11 protein-coding genes are annotated in these 16,960 nt (G+C 68.7%); 1 reads left to right on the forward strand and 10 read right to left on the reverse strand.

The features are described 5' to 3' along the window. The first annotated feature begins 12 nt into the window (after positions 1-12). Positions 13-441: an HIT family protein gene (locus CCO04_RS07505; RefSeq protein WP_215813487.1), complete on the forward strand. Its 429-nt coding sequence runs from the start codon at positions 13-15 to the stop codon at positions 439-441. A 63-nt stretch (positions 442-504) separates the two neighbouring features. On the opposite strand, the gene CCO04_RS07510 is transcribed toward CCO04_RS07505, so the two are convergent. From CCO04_RS07510 to CCO04_RS07555, 10 genes are all read right to left on the reverse strand, one after another. Next, positions 505-4,383 (reverse strand): DNA-directed RNA polymerase subunit beta', encoded by a 3,879-nt coding sequence (locus CCO04_RS07510; protein ID WP_215813488.1) that lies wholly within the window; start codon positions 4,381-4,383, stop codon positions 505-507. Between the two features lie 109 nt (positions 4,384-4,492). After that, positions 4,493-7,915 (reverse strand): DNA-directed RNA polymerase subunit beta, encoded by a 3,423-nt coding sequence (gene rpoB / locus CCO04_RS07515; protein ID WP_252372840.1) that lies wholly within the window; start codon positions 7,913-7,915, stop codon positions 4,493-4,495. Between the two features lie 318 nt (positions 7,916-8,233). Further along, entirely contained in the window at positions 8,234-9,097 is an 864-nt protein-coding gene (locus CCO04_RS07520; RefSeq protein WP_215813490.1) for a hypothetical protein, read from the reverse strand. Next, complete coding sequence (locus tag CCO04_RS07525; RefSeq protein WP_215813491.1) at positions 9,097-9,753, reverse strand: hypothetical protein; 657 nt, start codon at positions 9,751-9,753, stop codon at positions 9,097-9,099. Before CCO04_RS07525 ends, CCO04_RS07520 begins: the two co-directional genes overlap by 1 nt. A 38-nt stretch (positions 9,754-9,791) precedes the next feature. Beyond that, positions 9,792-11,078 (reverse strand): MlaD family protein, encoded by a 1,287-nt coding sequence (locus CCO04_RS07530; protein ID WP_215813492.1) that lies wholly within the window; start codon positions 11,076-11,078, stop codon positions 9,792-9,794. Then, positions 11,075-12,544, reverse strand: a complete 1,470-nt coding sequence (locus CCO04_RS07535) for an MCE family protein (RefSeq protein ID WP_215813493.1) — start codon at positions 12,542-12,544, stop codon at positions 11,075-11,077. The genes CCO04_RS07530 and CCO04_RS07535 overlap by 4 nt, the downstream gene beginning before the upstream one ends. Then, entirely contained in the window at positions 12,541-13,677 is a 1,137-nt protein-coding gene (locus CCO04_RS07540) for an MCE family protein (protein WP_308281147.1), read from the reverse strand. Before CCO04_RS07540 ends, CCO04_RS07535 begins: the two co-directional genes overlap by 4 nt. Next, positions 13,674-14,642 carry an MCE family protein gene (locus CCO04_RS07545; RefSeq protein ID WP_215813494.1) on the reverse strand — a complete coding sequence of 323 codons (969 nt, stop codon included), beginning with the start codon at positions 14,640-14,642 and terminating at the stop codon, positions 13,674-13,676. The genes CCO04_RS07540 and CCO04_RS07545 overlap by 4 nt, the downstream gene beginning before the upstream one ends. Next, entirely contained in the window at positions 14,642-15,703 is a 1,062-nt protein-coding gene (locus CCO04_RS07550; RefSeq protein ID WP_252372841.1) for an MCE family protein, read from the reverse strand. Before CCO04_RS07550 ends, CCO04_RS07545 begins: the two co-directional genes overlap by 1 nt. After that, positions 15,700-16,953, reverse strand: a complete 1,254-nt coding sequence (locus CCO04_RS07555) for an MCE family protein (protein WP_215813495.1) — start codon at positions 16,951-16,953, stop codon at positions 15,700-15,702. Before CCO04_RS07555 ends, CCO04_RS07550 begins: the two co-directional genes overlap by 4 nt. Positions 16,954-16,960 lie beyond the last annotated feature (7 nt).

Consider the following 16,960-nt stretch of genomic DNA (forward strand, 5'->3'; position numbering starts at 1 on the left):
TAGGGTCGGACCATGACTGATCCCTGCCTGTTCTGCGGCATCGTGGCCGGCGAGGTGCCGGCGGTCAAGGTCGCCGAGGACGCCACGACCTTCGCCTTCATGGACATCCAGCCGGCCTCCGAGGGCCACCTCCTGGTGATCCCCAAGCGGCACAGCCGCGACCTGACCGAGATCGCGCCGGCCGACCTCGGCGACGTCACGCTGGCCGCCCAGCGCATCGCCCGGACCGTGCTCACCGAGCTGGGCGCCGACGGCGTCAACCTGCTCAACTGCTGCGGCGCCGACGCGTGGCAGACCGTCTTCCACTTCCACCTCCACGTCGTCCCCCGGTACGCCGACAAGACCCGCGACCGGCTGACCCTGCCCTGGCAGCCCGGGGTGCGCGGGGACGCCGACGCGATCGCCGCCGTCGGCGGCCGGCTCGCCGCCGCGCTCGCCTGAGTCCCCCCGAAATGCCCGAAGGCCCTCCCGAGCAGTGCTCGGGAGGGCCTTCGGCTGACTCGATCAGTTCTGGTAGGAACCGAAGTCGAAGTCGTCCAGCGCCACGGCCTGGCCCTGGTTGCCGAACTCGTAGTCGTAGGACTCGTAGCCGGTGACGGCGTACGCCGCGGCGCGCGCCTCCTCGGTGGGCTCGACCCGGATGTTCCGGTAGCGCTCCAGACCGGTGCCGGCCGGGATCAGCTTGCCGATGATCACGTTCTCCTTCAGGCCGCGCAGGCTGTCGGAGCGGCCGTTGATCGCGGCGTCGGTGAGCACCCGGGTGGTCTCCTGGAAGGAGGCCGCCGAGAGCCACGACTCGGTCGCGAGCGAGGCCTTGGTGATGCCCATGAGCTCCGGACGACCCGAGGCCGGCTTGCCGCCCTCGGAGACCACGCGCCGGTTCTCCTCCTCGAAGCGGACCCGGTCGACGAGGTCGGACGGCAGCAGGTTGGTCTCGCCCGACTCGAGCACCGTGATCCGGCGCAGCATCTGCCGCACGATGATCTCGATGTGCTTGTCGTGGATCGACACACCCTGCGACCGGTAGACCTCCTGGACCTGGTCGACGAGGTGCTGCTGGGTCTTGCGGACACCAAGGATGCGCAGCACCTCCTTCGGGTCCTCGGTACCGGCGGTGAACTTGTCGCCCACCTCGACCCGGCCGCCGTCCTCGACGAGGAGGCGCGAGCGGCGGGACACGGGGTACTCCTTGACCTCGCTGCCGTCGTCGGGGGTGACGATGACGATGCGGGCCTTGTCGGTCTCCTCGATGGAGATGCGACCGGCGGCCTCGGAGATCTGGGCGTGACCCTTGGGGGTCCGCGCCTCGAAGAGCTCCACGACGCGGGGCAGACCCTGCGTGATGTCGTCGGCCGAGGCCACACCACCGGTGTGGAAGGTACGCATCGTCAGCTGCGTGCCGGGCTCACCGATCGACTGGGCCGCGATGATGCCGACGGCCTCGCCGATGTCGACGAGCTTGCCGGTCGCCAGCGAGCGGCCGTAGCACTTCGCGCAGGTGCCGGTACGGGCGTCGCAGGTCAGGACCGAGCGGACCGTGACCGTCTCGATGCCGGCCTCGATGAGCTCGGCGATCTTGACGTCACCGAGGTCCTCGCCCGCGGTGGCGAGCACCTCACCCGTGGTCGGGTGGGTGATCTCCTTGGCGGCCGAGCGGGCGTACGCGGCGGTCTCGGCGTTCTCGTCCTTGACGACCACGCCGTTCTCGTCCTTGACGCCGATGACCTTGGGCAGGCCGCGCTCGGTGCCGCAGTCGTCCTCACGGATGATGACGTCCTGCGACACGTCGACCAGACGACGGGTCAGGTAGCCCGAGTCGGCGGTCCGCAGCGCGGTGTCCGCCAGACCCTTGCGGGCACCGTGGGTGGAGATGAAGTACTCCAGCACGGACAGACCCTCGCGGAAGTTGGCCTTGATCGGCCGCGGGATGATCTCGCCCTTGGGGTTGGCCACCAGACCACGCATGGCGCCGACCTGGTTGATCTGGTTGAAGTTACCCGAGGCGCCCGAGTGGACCTGGACGTAGATCGGGTTGGTCGGGTTCGCCTCGAAGGTGGCCCGCAGTGCCTTGCCGACCTCCTGGCTCGCCTTGGTCCAGATCTCGATGAGCTCCTGGCGGCGCTCGTCGTCGGTGACCAGACCGCGCTCGTACTGCTTCTGGATCTTGGCCGCGTCGGCCTCGTGCTTGGCGAGGATCTCGGACTTGTTCGGCGGCGTGATGACGTCGTCGATCGAGACCGTGACACCCGAGCGGGTGGCCCAGTGGAAGCCGTTGTCCTTGAGCGCGTCCAGGGACGCCGCGACGACGACCTTGGGGTAGCGCTCGGCGAGGTCGTTGACGATCGCGCCGAGGCGCTTCTTGCCGACCTCCTCGTTGACGTACGGGTAGTCGGCCGGCAGCGCGTCGTTGAAGATCGTGCGGCCCAGCGTGGTCTCGACCAGCGAGGCCACGCCCTCCTCGACACCCTCGAAGAAGTAGTCCTCGAGACGGATCTGGACCTTGTTCTGCAGCGTGATCTCGCCGCGGTCGTAGGCCATGATCGCCTCGGCCGGGGACGAGAAGGTCCGCAGGCGGGTCTCGCCGCCGGCCTCGACCGTCGCCTCGCCACGCTCGGTGGTGAGGAAGAACAGGCCGATGATCATGTCCTGGGTGGGCATGGTCACCGGACGGCCGTCCGACGGCTTGAGGATGTTGTTGGTCGACAGCATCAGGATCCGGGCCTCGGCCTGCGCCTCGGCGGACAGCGGCAGGTGGACCGCCATCTGGTCACCGTCGAAGTCGGCGTTGAACGCGGTGCAGACCAGCGGGTGCAGCTGGATGGCCTTGCCCTCGATCAGCTGGGGCTCGAAGGCCTGGATGCCGAGACGGTGCAGCGTGGGCGCACGGTTGAGCAGCACGGGGTGCTCGGTGATGACCTCTTCGAGGACGTCCCACACGACCGGGCGGGCGCGCTCGACCATCCGCTTGGCGGACTTGATGTTCTGCGCGTGCGACAGGTCGACGAGGCGCTTCATCACGAACGGCTTGAACAGCTCGAGCGCCATCTGCTTGGGCAGACCGCACTGGTGCAGCTTGAGCTGCGGACCCGACACGATGACCGAACGGCCCGAGTAGTCCACGCGCTTGCCGAGCAGGTTCTGGCGGAAGCGACCCTGCTTGCCCTTGAGCATGTCGGAGAGCGACTTCAGCGGCCGGTTGCCCGGGCCGGTGACGGGGCGACCACGACGGCCGTTGTCGAACAGCGAGTCGACGGCCTCCTGGAGCATCCGCTTCTCGTTGTTGACGATGATCTCCGGCGCACCGAGGTCGAGCAGCCGCTTGAGGCGGTTGTTCCGGTTGATGACGCGGCGGTACAGGTCGTTGAGGTCGGAGGTCGCGAAGCGGCCACCGTCGAGCTGCACCATCGGGCGCAGGTCCGGCGGGATGACCGGAACGGCGTCGAGGACCATGCCCTCGGGCTTGTTGCCGGTCTTGCGGAAGGCCTCGACGACCTTGAGCCGCTTGAGCGCGCGGACCTTGCGCTGACCCTTGCCGGTGGCGATGGTCTCGCGCAGGTTCTCGACCTCGGCGTCGAGGTCGAAGCTCTGCAGGCGCTTCTGGATCGCCGTGGCGCCCATGTGGCCCTCGAAGTACTTGCCGAACCAGTTCTTCATCTCGCGGTAGAGGATCTCGTCGCCCATGAGGTCCTGGACCTTGAGGCTCTTGAACGTGTCCCAGACCTCGTCGAGGCGGTCCAGCTCGCGCTGGGCGCGGTCGCGCAGCTGCTTGAGCTCGCGCTCGGCGCCGTCGCGCACCTTGCGGCGCTGGTCGGCCTTGGCACCCTCGGCCTCGAGCGTGGCGAGGTCGTCCTCGAGCTTCTTGGTGCGGTCCTCGAGGCCGGCGTCGCGGCGCTTCTCGATGGACTCGCGCTGGAGCTGCACCTTGCCCTCGAGCGAGGACAGGTCGCGGTGCCGGGCGTCCTCGTCGACCGAGGTGATCATGTAGGCCGCGAAGTAGATGACCTTCTCGAGGTCCTTCGGCGCCAGGTCGAGCAGGTAGCCCAGGCGGCTCGGCACACCCTTGAAGTACCAGATGTGGGTGACCGGGGCGGCGAGCTCGATGTGGCCCATCCGCTCACGGCGGACCTTGGAGCGGGTCACCTCGACGCCGCAGCGCTCGCAGATGATGCCCTTGAAGCGGACCCGCTTGTACTTGCCGCAGTAGCACTCCCAGTCCCGGGTGGGACCGAAGATCTTCTCGCAGAAGAGGCCGTCACGCTCGGGCTTGAGCGTGCGGTAGTTGATGGTCTCCGGCTTCTTGACCTCGCCGTGGCTCCACGTGCGGATGTCGTCCGCGGTGGCCAGGCCGATCTGAAGCTGGTCGAAGAAGTTCACGTCGAGCACGATGGCTGCTGTCCTTCGTTAGTTCTGTGAAAGGTGAGGCTGGGGACTGAGGGGGCCCCGGTGGTTGAGGTGCGAGCTCGCGAGCCTCGAAACCACCGGGGCGATCCGCTCAGACTTCTTCGACGCTCGAGGGCTCGCGACGGGAGAGGTCGATGCCGAGCTCCTCGGCGGCGCGGAAGACGTCCTCCTCCGCGTCCTTCAACGCGATGGCGGAGCCGTCCTGGGACAGCACCTCCACGTTGAGGCAGAGCGACTGCATCTCCTTGACGAGAACCTTGAACGACTCCGGGATACCCGAGTCGGGGATGTTCTCGCCCTTCACGATGGCCTCGTAGACCTTGACGCGACCGGGCACGTCGTCGGACTTGATCGTCAGGAGCTCCTGGAGGGCGTAGGCGGCGCCGTACGCCTCCATCGCCCACACCTCCATCTCGCCGAACCGCTGGCCACCGAACTGGGCCTTACCACCCAGGGGCTGCTGCGTGATCATCGAGTACGGACCGGTCGAACGCGCGTGGATCTTGTCGTCGACCAGGTGGTGGAGCTTGAGGATGTACATGTAGCCGACCGAGACCGGGTCCTTGAACGGCTCGCCGGAGCGACCGTCGAAGAGGCTGGCCTTGCCGCTCTCCTTGACCATCCGGACACCGTCGCGGTTGGGCAGGGTCTGACCGAGCAGGCCGGTGATCTCGTCCTCGCGGGCGCCGTCGAAGACGGGGGTCGCCAGCTTGGTGTTCGGCTCGGCCTGGTCGGCACCGATCGAGGTCAGGCGCTGGGCCCACTCCTCGTTCTTGAGGTCGGCGTCGATGTGCCAGCCCTGCTTGCCGAGCCAGCCCAGGTGCAGCTCGAGGATCTGACCGATGTTCATCCGTCGCGGCACACCCAGCGGGTTGAGCACGACGTCGACCGGCGTGCCGTCCTCCATGAACGGCATGTCCTCGATCGGCAGGATCTTGGCGATGACACCCTTGTTGCCGTGACGGCCGGCGAGCTTGTCACCCACGGAGATCTTGCGCTTCTGCGCGACGTACACGCGGACCAGCTGGTTGACACCCGGCGGGAGCTCGTCGCCCTCTTCGCGGTCGAAGACGCGGACGCCGATGACCGTGCCGGACTCACCGTGCGGGACCTTCATCGAGGTGTCGCGCACCTCGCGCGCCTTCTCACCGAAGATCGCGCGGAGCAGGCGCTCCTCGGGGGTCAGCTCGGTCTCGCCCTTGGGCGTCACCTTGCCGACGAGGATGTCACCGGTGGTGACCTCCGCGCCGATCCGGATGATGCCGCGCTCGTCGAGGTCGGCGAGCATCTCCTCGCTGACGTTCGGGATGTCGCGGGTGATCTCCTCGGGCCCGAGCTTGGTGTCGCGGGCGTCGACCTCGTGCTCCTCGATGTGGATCGAGGTGAGGACGTCCTCCTGCACCAGGCGCTGGCTGAGGATGATCGCGTCCTCGTAGTTGTGGCCCTCCCACGGCATGAACGCCACGAGCAGGTTGGTGCCCAGCGCCATCTCGGCCATGTCGGTGCACGGACCGTCGGCGATCGGCGAGCCGGCCTCGACCCGGTCACCGGCGACGACCAGCGGGCGCTGGTTGATGCAGGTGCCCTGGTTGGAGCGCTTGAACTTCGCGAGCCGGTACGACGAGTAGGTGCCGTCGTCGTTCATGGTCTCGACGAGGTCCGCGGAGACCTCCTTGACCACACCGGCCTTGGTGGCGGTGACGACGTCGCCGGCGTCGACCGCGGCGCGGAACTCGATGCCGGTGCCGACGATCGGGCTGTCGCTCTTGATGAGCGGGACGGCCTGACGCTGCATGTTGGCGCCCATGAGCGCGCGGTTGGCGTCGTCGTGCTCGAGGAACGGGATCAGGGCCGTCGCGACCGACACCATCTGGCGCGGCGAGACGTCCATGTAGTCGACCTCGTCGGCCGTGATCTCGGAGACCTCGCCGTCGCGCTGGCGGACCAGCACCCGCTCCTCGGCGAAGCGGTTGTTGGCGTCGAGGGCCGCGTTGGCCTGCGCGATGACGTAGCGGTCCTCGTCGTCGGCGGTCAGGTAGTCGATCTGGTCGGTGACGACACCGTTCTCGACCTTGCGGTAGGGCGTCTCGACGAAGCCGAACGGGTTGATCCGCCCGTACGACGCGAGCGAGCCGATCAGACCGATGTTCGGGCCTTCCGGCGTCTCGATCGGGCACATCCGGCCGTAGTGCGACGGGTGGACGTCACGGACCTCCATGCCGGCGCGGTCACGGGAGAGACCACCCGGGCCGAGCGCGGAGAGGCGACGCTTGTGCGTCAGGCCCGCGATCGGGTTGGTCTGGTCCATGAACTGCGAGAGCTGCGAGGTGCCGAAGAACTCCTTCAGCGCCGCGACCACGGGACGGATGTTGATCAGGGACTGCGGCGTGATGGCCTCGACGTCCTGGGTCGTCATCCGCTCGCGGACCACGCGCTCCATGCGCGCCAGACCGGTGCGGAGCTGGTTCTGGATCAGCTCGCCGACCGTGCGCATGCGGCGGTTGCCGAAGTGGTCGATGTCGTCGGGGCTGATCTCGATGTCGCCCTGGGGCGTCGAGAGCTCGGCCCGGCCGTCGTGCAGCGCCACGATGTAGCGGATCGTCGCGACCATGTCGGAGATCGTCATCGTCTGCTGGTCGAACGGCTGGTCCTGGCCCAGCTTCTTGTTGATCTTGTAGCGACCGACCTTGGCCAGGTCGTAGCGCTTCGGGTTGAAGTAGTAGTTCTTCAGCAGCGTCAGCGCGGCCTCACGCGTCGGCGGCTCGCCCGGGCGCAGCTTGCGGTAGATGTCGAGCAGGGCGTCGTCGGGACCCTGCGTGTTGTCCTTCTCCTCGGTCAGCTGGATCGACTCGAACTGACGCAGGTCGGCCATGACGGCCTCGTAGTCGTACTCCTCGCCGGTGTCCTCGGCGATGGCCTGGAGGGCCTTGAGCAGGACCGTGACGTTCTGCTTGCGCTTGCGGTCGAGGCGGACGCCGACCATGTCGCGCTTGTCGATCTCGAACTCCAGCCAGGCGCCGCGGCTGGGGATCAGGCGGGCGGTGAAGATGTCCTTGTCGGACGTCTTGTCGGCCTGGCGCTCGAAGTACACACCCGGCGAGCGGACGAGCTGGGAGACGACGACGCGCTCGGTGCCGTTGATGACGAAGGTGCCCTTGGGGGTCATCAGGGGGAAGTCGCCCATGAAGACCGTCTGGCCCTTGATCTCACCGGTCTCGTTGTTGGTGAACTCGGCCGAGACGTAGAGCGGCGCGGAGTAGGTGAGGTCCTTCTCCTTGCACTCGTCGACCGTGTACTTGGGGTCGTAGAAGACGGGGTTCTCGAACGAGAGCGACATCGTCTCGGAGAAGTCCTCGATCGGCGAGATCTCCTCGAAGATCTCCTCGAGACCGGACTTGTCGGACGCGTCCTGGCCCTCGGCCCGGCGGGCCTCGATCCGGGACTTGTGAGCCTCGTTGCCGATCAGCCAGTCGAAGCTGTCGGTCTGGAGCGAGAGGAGCTTCGGGAGCTCCATCGGCTCCTGGATCTTCGCAAACGAGATGCGGGACTTACCGGGGGTGGTGCGCGCGGCCAAGAGTTGTCCTTCGACGGGTTCGACTCTTCGAGAGCGCCCAAGCCCACCACGTCATCGGCCACCGGGCAGGCCGAAGCGCATCTGAGGGCAGGCGCAAGGAGCCACGATACACCAAAGGGGTGCGCTCGACAACGTCCGGGTGCGCAACCTCACACAGCCGTTGAAGCGGTCCCGTCGTGCACAGGTGAAACCGGTCCGCCGATCATGCTGCGCCCGCCTCCGAAGGTCAAGCGGCCTCGCCGCGGGGCAGCGATCCGCTCACCCGCAGGAGGCGTCGGTGCACAGGTCCTCGAGCTGCCAGCGCTCGGCGCTGCCCGAGGCGCGCTTGAGCGAGAGCGTCGCCCACATCTGGAGCACGAAGGGCTTGCCGCCGGCCTTGGTGACGTACTGGTCGACGTAGACCACGACCGTGGCCCGGTCCCCCGCCGGGTCGACCCGGGTGAGGGCGGTCGCGCTGGCCTTGGCCTCGACGACGATCTGCTGGGACTCGGCTTCCTTGGTGATCTCGGGCCAGGCGCGGGCCTGCTTGTCGGCCAGCGTCGTGGTCATGTAGCCACGGTGGCGCTCGAGGTCGTCGGCCATCGTCTTGTAGTTGTACGACAGCACCGGCGCGACCATCTGCTCGGCGGCGCCCTCGGCCGAGAGCGCCGCGCGCTCGGCGCGGGTGTTGCGCTCGGAGACCGCCTTGGCGGTGTCGTCGCCGGTGGCGCCGGGCATGAGGAGCACGCCGACCGCGAGGGCCAGGGCGAGCAGCGCCACGACACCGACGGCGATCAGGGCGGTGGTCGAGGGGCCGGTGCCGGACTGCGCGGCGGGCTTGCCCTCGGGCTCGTCGGCCGCGGCCGCGGTCGCCGGCGCGGACGCGGGCGCGGGCGCCGGGGTGCCTGTGGGCTCGGGCTCGGGGGTGACCTCGGGCTCGGCAGCCTCTCGCTCGGCGGCCAGCTCCGCGTCGTAGGCGGCGCGGCGCTCGGCGTCGAGCAGCACCCCGGCGGCGTCGTTGAACGCCCGGAACCGGCGCTCGGTCGGGTCGAGGTCGGCGATCGCGGACTTCCACGCGGCGCGGATCTCGTCGGCGCTCGCGCTCTCGTCGACGTCGAGGAGGTCGTAGAGGTTGGTCCTCATCACTGACCCGCCGTTCCGGTCGGGTTGCCGGTCGGGTTGCCGGTCGGGCTGCCGGACGGGCTGGCCCCACCCGAGGGCGCCGGGCTCGGCGCGCCACCCTGCGGGATCGAGGCCTCACCGAACGAGGGCAGCTCGTCGTCGACGTCGTCGAGGTCGTCGACCAGCCAGCGGCCGTCCTGCTTGACCAGCGAGACCTCGTAGCGGAAGCGCAGCGGCTCGAACGGGATCCGCTCCCCCGCCTTCTTCGGGTCGGGGTAGGAGAACTCCACGACGCCGGCCACGAGCACCTGGGCGGAGTCGGCGTCGATCGACGCGATCCCGACCGCGTACGGCGTACCGGTCCGGTCGATCTGGGTCTGCTTGACGGTCTCCTCGGCATAGCCGACGTTCTTGTCGAAGACCGTGCGGAACTTGGCCGTCATCAGCCCACCGACCGCGGCGTAGTCGGGCATCTTGCCGGCGCTGTCGAGCAGCCCGGGCCCGTAGGTGTTGAACCGCTGGACGAAGGTGCGGGCCGCGGCGAGAGCCTTCTCGCGCTGGGCGGTCTCGTCCTTGGGCGGGTGGCGCAGGGAGCCGAGGTCGCCGTCGGCCTTGTCGACCACCACCCAGGCGGTGACGCCGAGGGAGGCGACCAGGACGCCGAGCAGGACCGCCATGACGATCCAGCGAAGCGTGGCGCGGGGCGCGGCGGGCCTCACCGGGTCGCGGTCGAGTCGAGCATCGGTTGGACGTACAGCCACTTCCACGAGTCCTCTCCCAGCGACGGCGGCGCCACGCTACCCCGGCGGGTGTCGGACGACGCGGGCGCACCCCAGCTCAGCTGGCCCGACTTCGTGTCGTAGCTGGCGACGACCGGGGAGGTCCCGTCGACGTCCGGTACGGCGCGCGGCAGGTTCTGGGCGCCGCGCGGGTTGCTCTTGGAGGCCGGCTCGGTGCAGCCGACGTTGGGCATCGGCGGGTTCTCGAAGCGGTCGGAGGGGCTCTTGCGCTTCTTGAGGTAGCCCGCGTAGCAGGGCGTGCTGTCGGGCGCGAGGACCAGGCCGAAGTGGGCGTCCCAGAAGCCGTTGGGGCTCTTGCCGACGGTGACGAAGCCACCGACCACGGCGTAGGGGTAGACGACGAGCATCTGCTTGATCGCGGGGATGTGCTTGACCACGACCCGGCCGGTGGCGACCAGGTTGGCGAGCAGCTCGCTGAGCTCGACGCCGTTCTGCTCCAGGAAGGTGCGCAGCTGGGTGGCCGCGGCCGAGCCGGAGTCGATCACCTTGCGCAGCTGCGGGTCGGCGCCGGCGAGCGCGCCACTGAAGAGCGAGAGCTGGCTGGCGAAGGTGCGCAGCGAGGACTCGGTCGCGAGCTGGCCGTTGAGGACGGTGTTGCTGTCCTTGATCAGCGCCGAGGTGATGTCGAAGTTGTCGTTGGCGGTCTCGATGAACGAGTTGCCGGTGTCGATGATCTTCTGCAGGTCGGGGCCGGTGCCGCCGAAGGCCTTGCCGAGCTCCTCGACCGTGGTCCGCAGCGAGTCCCGGTCGACGCTGGCGACCGTCGCGGAGAGGTCGCCGAGCAGCTTCTCGGTGGCGATGGGCGTGGCGACGTCGTCGAGCTGGGATCCGTCGACGAGGTAGGGACCCTTGTCGGTCTGGGGCTGCAGCTCGACGTACTGCTCACCGACGGCGGAGCGGTTGCCGACCAGCGCGATGCTGTCGCGCGGGATCTTGTCCCACTTCTTCTCGATCTCGAGCTGGACGTCGACGCCCTTGTCGGTGAGGACCAGGTCGCCGACCGTGCCGATGCCGACACCGCGGTAGGTCACCTCGGCACCGGTGAAGATGCCGCCGGACTGCGGGTAGTGCGCGGTGACCGTGTAGGAGCGGTCGACCACGAGCCGGTCGAGCTTGGCGTAGCGGGCGCCCACGAACGAGACGCCGAGCAGCGTGATGATCGCGAAGACGATCAGCTGGATCCGGGTACGACGGGTGATCATCGGCTCGTCCCCCCGGTCGTCGTGGCGCCACCGGGCGCGGCCACCAGCGGGCCGGCGTAGGCCCGGAGCAGGTTGGCGTCGTAGGCGTCGTCGAAGTCGGCCCACATCAGGTCGGCCTCGCTGCTGCCGCCGGGGGCGGGCCGGCCGAGGCCGCCGCCCTTGAGCACGTTGTTGAGCAGCTGGCTGAGCGGGTCGGTGCCGGCACTGGCCTTGTCACCGCTGGTGGCCCCGGGCTTGTTGCCGACCAGGCCGCACAGCAGCTTGACCGCCGCGCAGACGTTGTCGAAGAGGTACTTCGGGAGCTGGCGGCAGGCATCGATGTTGACCGGCGTCCGCAGGCACCCCTGGAGCGTCTGGTAGACGCCGTTGCAGAGGTTCTTGAGGTTGATCAGCTGGTCGAGCGGGCTGTCGGGCAGCAGGTTGATCGGGATGCACGGGATGTCCGGCAGCGCGAGGTTGTTGAAGTCGAGCTGCAGGTCGATCGACAGGTTGACGTAGTCGCCCATGTGCAGGTTCTCGGCGACCCGCGGGTCGCGGCCCACCGACTCGTCGATGAACGGGTAGGTCAGGAACGTGCTGAAGCCCTTGACGAAGTCGTCGCCGGCCTTGGCCAGCTGGGTGAGCACCGGGTCGAGCGAGCGGAGCGAGTCGACCGTCGTGGCCTGCGTGGTCTGGATGACCCGGACGCCGACGTCGCTGAGCTTGGTCAGCCCGTCGAGCATCGCGACGAGGTCCTCGCGCTGGCTGTCGAGCGAGTCGAGCGCGCTGGGCAGCTCGTCGAGCGCCGCGTCGATGCTCTTCTGGTGCTTGCGCGCGGTGAGCGCGAGCCGGTTGACCGACTCGATCGCGCGCACGATGTCCTGCTTGCGCTGGTCGAGCTGGCCCATCAGCGACGAGACCTGGGTGAGCACGGACTTGGCCGAGCCCTCGCGGCCCTCGAGGGCGAGGTTGAGCTCGGAGGAGATCGTCTTGAGCTGGGCGACGCCGCCGCCGTTGAGCACCAGGCTCAGCGCGCTCAGCACGTCCTCGACCTCGGGGTTGTGGCCGCCGTCGGGGATCAGGTCGCCGTCGGAGAGCCGGCCCTTGGCGCCGGACGTCGGCGTGGCCAGCGAGACGAACTTCTCGCCGAGCAGGCTGGTCTGGCGGATCGTGGCGACCGCGTTGTCGGGCAGGTCGACGTCCTTGCGGAGCTCGAGCTCGACCACGGCCTGGTAGCCGTCGAGGGTCACCTTGGTCACCTGGCCGACCGCGACGTCGTTGACCTTGACCGAGGACTTCGGCACCAGGTCGAGGACGTCGGGGAAGCGGACCTTGACGTGGATCGGGTCCTTGCCGGTGTCGGCACCACCGGGCAGCGGCAGCGAGTAGACGTCGAAGTTGCAGCCGGTGAGCAGCAGCAGGCCGGCGCCGAGAGCGGCGACCGCACGGGTACGGCGGCCCAGGCGCGCGCGCAGGCGGGTCGTCATCGGTCCACCTCCACCAGGCCGTTGAGGGTCGGGTCGTACTGCTTGCCGGACCACGAGCCGGTCCCGAACGGCGCACCGCGGGGCAGCAGCTTGTCGACCAGCTTGCACAGGTCGCCCTTCTTGTCGACGCCCGAGACCAGGGCGCACACGACGGCGCCCGGGTTGGAGGTCAGCTCGTGGAGGATGTTGCCCAGGTTGGCGTTGGTGTCGAGCGTGCCGTCCTTGGGGTTGTACGTGTGGTACAGGTTCGTCAGCGCGAGCGGACCGGCCTGGAGCAGCTCGTCGAGCGCGGCGCGCTGGCGCACCAGCACCTTGGCGACCCGGTTGACGTCCTTGATGTTGCGACCGAGGACGGCCCGGTTGTCCTTGACGAAGGTGGCGACCTCGCCGAGCGCCGTACCGAGGTTGCCCAGGGCGGTGGTCAGCTCCTGGCGCTCGTCGGCGAGCAGGCTGGAGACGTTGCCGAGGGACTTGTTGAAGTCGCGCACGGTCGTGTCGTTGTCGGCCAGCGTCTTGATGAACGACTCGAGCTGGGCCGTCGACTCGAAGAGCTCGTCCTTGTTGTTGTCGAGCGTCTCGCTGAGCCGGCCGAAGTCCTTGATCGTCTGGTGGAAGTTGGCGCCCTGGCCGCCGAAGTTGCGGGCGGTCTGCTCCAGCAGGTCGGTGAGCGCACCGTCCTTGTTGGCGCCGTTGGGCCCCAGTGCCACCGTCAGCTTGTCGATGCTGGAGTAGATCTGGTCGAGCTCGAGCGGGACGGCGGTCTTGGCGACCTCGATGACCGTGTTGTCGGCCATCTCCTCGTCCCCCTTCTCGTAGGCGGGCGAGAGCTGGATGTAGCGGTCCCCCACCACCGACGGCGAGACGATCACCGCGTCGGCGTCGGCCGGCACCTTGACGTCGGAGTCGTAGGACATGACGACCTTGACCTTGGTGCCCGCGGGGGTCACCTCGTCGACCTGGCCGACCCGGACGCCGAGCACCCGAAGGTCGCTGCCCTCGTAGACCGACACGGCCCGCGGGAAGTACGCCGTCACGGTCTTGCTGTCGCCCTTGCCACCGAACATCCACACCACGCCGGCGACGACGAGGAGTCCGATGACGGCCAGCGGGAGCCAGCGGCGCAGCCCGGTCACTGGCCCACCGTCCCCGGGACGGGCGGCAGGTTGAAGATGTAGGTGTCGAACCACGGGCCGCTGCCGAGCGTGCTCGCGAAGACCCGGTAGAAGGGCGCCATCGTCGCGATCGAGTCCTCGAGGTTGTTCTCGTTCTTCTTTATCACCTGGAGCACCGAGTCGAGGTGGTCGAGCGCCGGCTTGAGGTCGGCGCGGCTGTCCCGGATCAGGCCGGTCAGCTTGGTGCTCAGCGTCGAGGTCGAGACCAGCAGCCGGTGGATCTGCTCCTTGCGCTGCAGCAGCGCGGTGAACAGCGTGTCGGCGTCGCCCATCAGCGCGACGATGTCCTCGTCGCGCGAGTCGAGCACGGTCGAGACCCGGTGCAGGTTCTGCAGCAGCGAGCCGATCTCCTTGTCGCGCGAGGCGACGGTGTCGGCCAGCGCGGACAGGCCGGTGAGCGCCTTGCGGAAGTCCTCGGGCGTGTTGCGGGTCAGGTCGGCCAGCGTCGTCAGCGACGCGGCGAGCTGGTCGGTGTCGATGTCAGCGGAGGTCTCGGCGAGGCCGGTGAAGGCGTCGACCACGTCGTACGGCGAGCTGGTCCGCTCGACCGGGATCGTGGTGCCCTCGGCGAGCTGGCCGCTGCCGGCCGGCTCGAGCGCGAGGAACATCGAGCCGAGGATCGTCTTGACCTTGATGTCGGCCCGGGTCTCGTCGCCGAACGCGGCGTCGGACTTGATCTTGAAGCCGACCTTGACCGAGTTGCCGTCGAGGTCCATCGAGGTCACCTGGCCGACGCGGACGCCGGCGATGCGGACCTCGTCCTTGACCTTGAGCCCGCCCGCCTCGGAGAACGAGGCGTAGTAGGTGTCGCCGCCGCCGATCAGCGGCAGATCCTGGGCGCGGAACGCCGCGACCAGGCCGAGCACCAGCACGGCGATGCTGACCATGCCGATGATGACGGGGTTGCGCTCGCGGAACGGCTTCATCACTGACCCACCTCCCGCTGGAGCGAGCACCGGTCGGCGGCCACCTTGTAGGCGACCGGCGGGAGCGGCTTCTTCGCGCCCGGCAGCGTGATCGTGGCCTTGAAGTGGCACAGGTAGAAGTTGAACCAGGAGCCGTAGGTCGCCGTCCGGCCGATCTTGGTGAGCTTGATCGGGAGCACCTGCAGGGAGCGGTCGATCTCCTTGCGGTTGCGGTCGAGGTTGCCGGCGAGCTTGCGCAGCTCCTTGATGTCCTTGACGAACGGGTCCTTGATGTCGGTCACCAGGGCCGCGGTCTGCACCGAGAGGTCCGAGATCGAGTCGAGCGAGGAGAGGATCGCCTCACGGTCGTCGTTGAGACCGCCCACGAGCGAGCGGAAGCTGTCGATGAGCCGGGTCAGCTGCTTGTCGCGGTCGGCGACGTGGCCCAGGACGTAGTCGAGATTCTCGATCAGGTCGCCGATCACCTGGTCGCGGTCGGCCAGCGTCTGGGTCACTGACGCGGTGCTCGACAGCAGCCCCTGGACGGTGCCGCCCTCACCCTGGAAGACCTGGACGATCTCGTAGGAGAGCTTGTTGATGTCGTCGGGCGAGAGCGCCTGGAAGAGCGGCTTGAAGCCGTTGAAGAGGACCGTCAGGTCGAGCGCGGCCTCGGTGTTGCCCATCGCGATCGTGTCGCCCTCGCCGAGGCGACCGCCGCCGGCGGTGCCCTCCTGGGTCAGCGAGATGTAGCGCTGGCCGATCAGGTTGCGGTAGCGGATCCGGGCGTGGGTCGCGCCGTCGAGGACCGTGTCGGCGTCGACCTTGAAGGTGACCCGGGCCCGGTGGGCGCCCTTGACCTCGACGCCCTCGACGGTGCCGATCTTGACGCCGGCGATGCGGATGTCGTCGCCCTTGTTGACGCCGGTCGCGTCGGTGAAGTCGGCGGAGTACTGCTTGGTGCTGCCGAAGGACAGGTTGCCGATCGTCACGATCAGCACGCCGGTCGCCAGCGCGGTGGTGACCATGAAGATCACCAGCCGGACGAGCGCGCCGCTGGTCTGCTTGTCGAGGCCCCGGATCATCGCGTGGCTCCCTGGGCGAGCAGCGGGCCGGTCAGCAGGACGTTGAGGTCGGAACCGGCGCCGTCGTACTCGGCGTCGAGGGCGCCACGCAGCGCGGTCACGTCGTCCGGGGTGCCCTGGTAGCCGGCGCCGGGACGCAGGTTGCCCTTGCCGGTGTTGCCGTTGATGCCGTCGTTGAGCTTGGGCAGCGGGCCGTGCGGGTTCTCCTGGCTCCACACCGGGTTGGGCAGGCCGAGGCAGTCGGGGCCGCGGTCGTCACCGAAGATCGGCTTGTCCTTGGCGGTGTACTTGCGCGGCTGGTCCTGCAGCGTCTCGAGCACGATGTGCAGCTCGTAGCCGCGGAACGCCTGGGCGAGCCGGCCTTGGACAGTGGTGATCGCCTTGGCCATGCACGGGATCTCGGGCGCGTAGCGCGCCAGCGCCCGCAGGATCGGCGTGCTCAGCCGCCCGGCCTCCTCGAGCCGCTCGGCGTTGGCGTCGAGGAACGAGCGCGCGGTGTCGGAGAAGGTCCGCACGTCGCGCAGGGTCGCGCGCAGCGAGGCCTCGCGCTCCTCGATGGTGCCGGTGGTCTTGACGGTGTCGTCGAGGATCTGGGCCACCTGGGGAAGGATGTCGGCGTAGGTGTCGGAGACGTCGGCGGTGAGCTTGAGGTCCTCGAGCAGCGCCGGGATCTGCGGGTTGAGCCGCTTGAGGTAGGAGTCGAGCACCTCGAGGTTCTTGCCCAGCTGCTCGCCGCGGCCCTCGAGCGCGGTCGCGAGCGCGGTCAGCGTCATGTTGAGGTCGGCCGGCCGCACCGTCTGGAGCAGCGGGTAGAGGTCGGAGAGGACCTCCTCGAGCTCGGTGCTGACCACCGTGCGGTCGATGGTCGCGCCGGCGCGCATCGTGCCGGACGGGCCGCTGTCGGGGATGACGAGCGAGACGTACTTCTCGCCGAAGAGCGTCTTGGGCACGATCGAGCCGGTCACGTTGGCCGGGACCACGCCGATCTTGTCGCGGTAGAGGCCGAGGGTGATCTTGGCGCCACCGGCGTCGCCGGCCTCGGTGGCGAGCACCTCGCCCACGATCACGCCGCGGACCTTGACGTCGGCCCGGGTCGGCAGCTGCAGGCCGATGTTGGTCGTCTCGAGGGTGACCCGGTCGTAGCTGGTGAACTTCTTGGTGAACGTCGCGTAGGTCAGCCAGACGCCGACCAGCAGCAGGCACACGAAGACGACACCGAGCACGCGGTGGGCGGAGAGCACGCGGTTCATCGTCGCC

Source organism: Pimelobacter sp. 30-1 (assembly GCF_018831735.1).
Taxonomy (GTDB): domain Bacteria; phylum Actinomycetota; class Actinomycetes; order Propionibacteriales; family Nocardioidaceae; genus Nocardioides.

What these genes read in the sequence shown, in the direction of transcription:
- rpoB (WP_252372840.1), bottom strand. Translation starts at nt 7,915, where the DNA reads ATGGAGCTCCCGAAGCTCCTCTCGCTCCAGACCGACAGCTTCGACTGG.
- CCO04_RS07525 (WP_215813491.1), bottom strand. Translation starts at nt 9,753, where the DNA reads ATGGCGGTCCTGCTCGGCGTCCTGGTCGCCTCCCTCGGCGTCACCGCC.
- CCO04_RS07505 (WP_215813487.1), top strand. Translation starts at nt 13, where the DNA reads ATGACTGATCCCTGCCTGTTCTGCGGCATCGTGGCCGGCGAGGTGCCG.
- CCO04_RS07535 (WP_215813493.1), bottom strand. Translation starts at nt 12,544, where the DNA reads ATGACGACCCGCCTGCGCGCGCGCCTGGGCCGCCGTACCCGTGCGGTC.
- CCO04_RS07550 (WP_252372841.1), bottom strand. Translation starts at nt 15,703, where the DNA reads ATGATCCGGGGCCTCGACAAGCAGACCAGCGGCGCGCTCGTCCGGCTG.
- CCO04_RS07530 (WP_215813492.1), bottom strand. Translation starts at nt 11,078, where the DNA reads ATGATCACCCGTCGTACCCGGATCCAGCTGATCGTCTTCGCGATCATC.
- CCO04_RS07545 (WP_215813494.1), bottom strand. Translation starts at nt 14,642, where the DNA reads ATGAAGCCGTTCCGCGAGCGCAACCCCGTCATCATCGGCATGGTCAGC.
- CCO04_RS07555 (WP_215813495.1), bottom strand. Translation starts at nt 16,953, where the DNA reads ATGAACCGCGTGCTCTCCGCCCACCGCGTGCTCGGTGTCGTCTTCGTG.
- CCO04_RS07520 (WP_215813490.1), bottom strand. Translation starts at nt 9,097, where the DNA reads ATGAGGACCAACCTCTACGACCTCCTCGACGTCGACGAGAGCGCGAGC.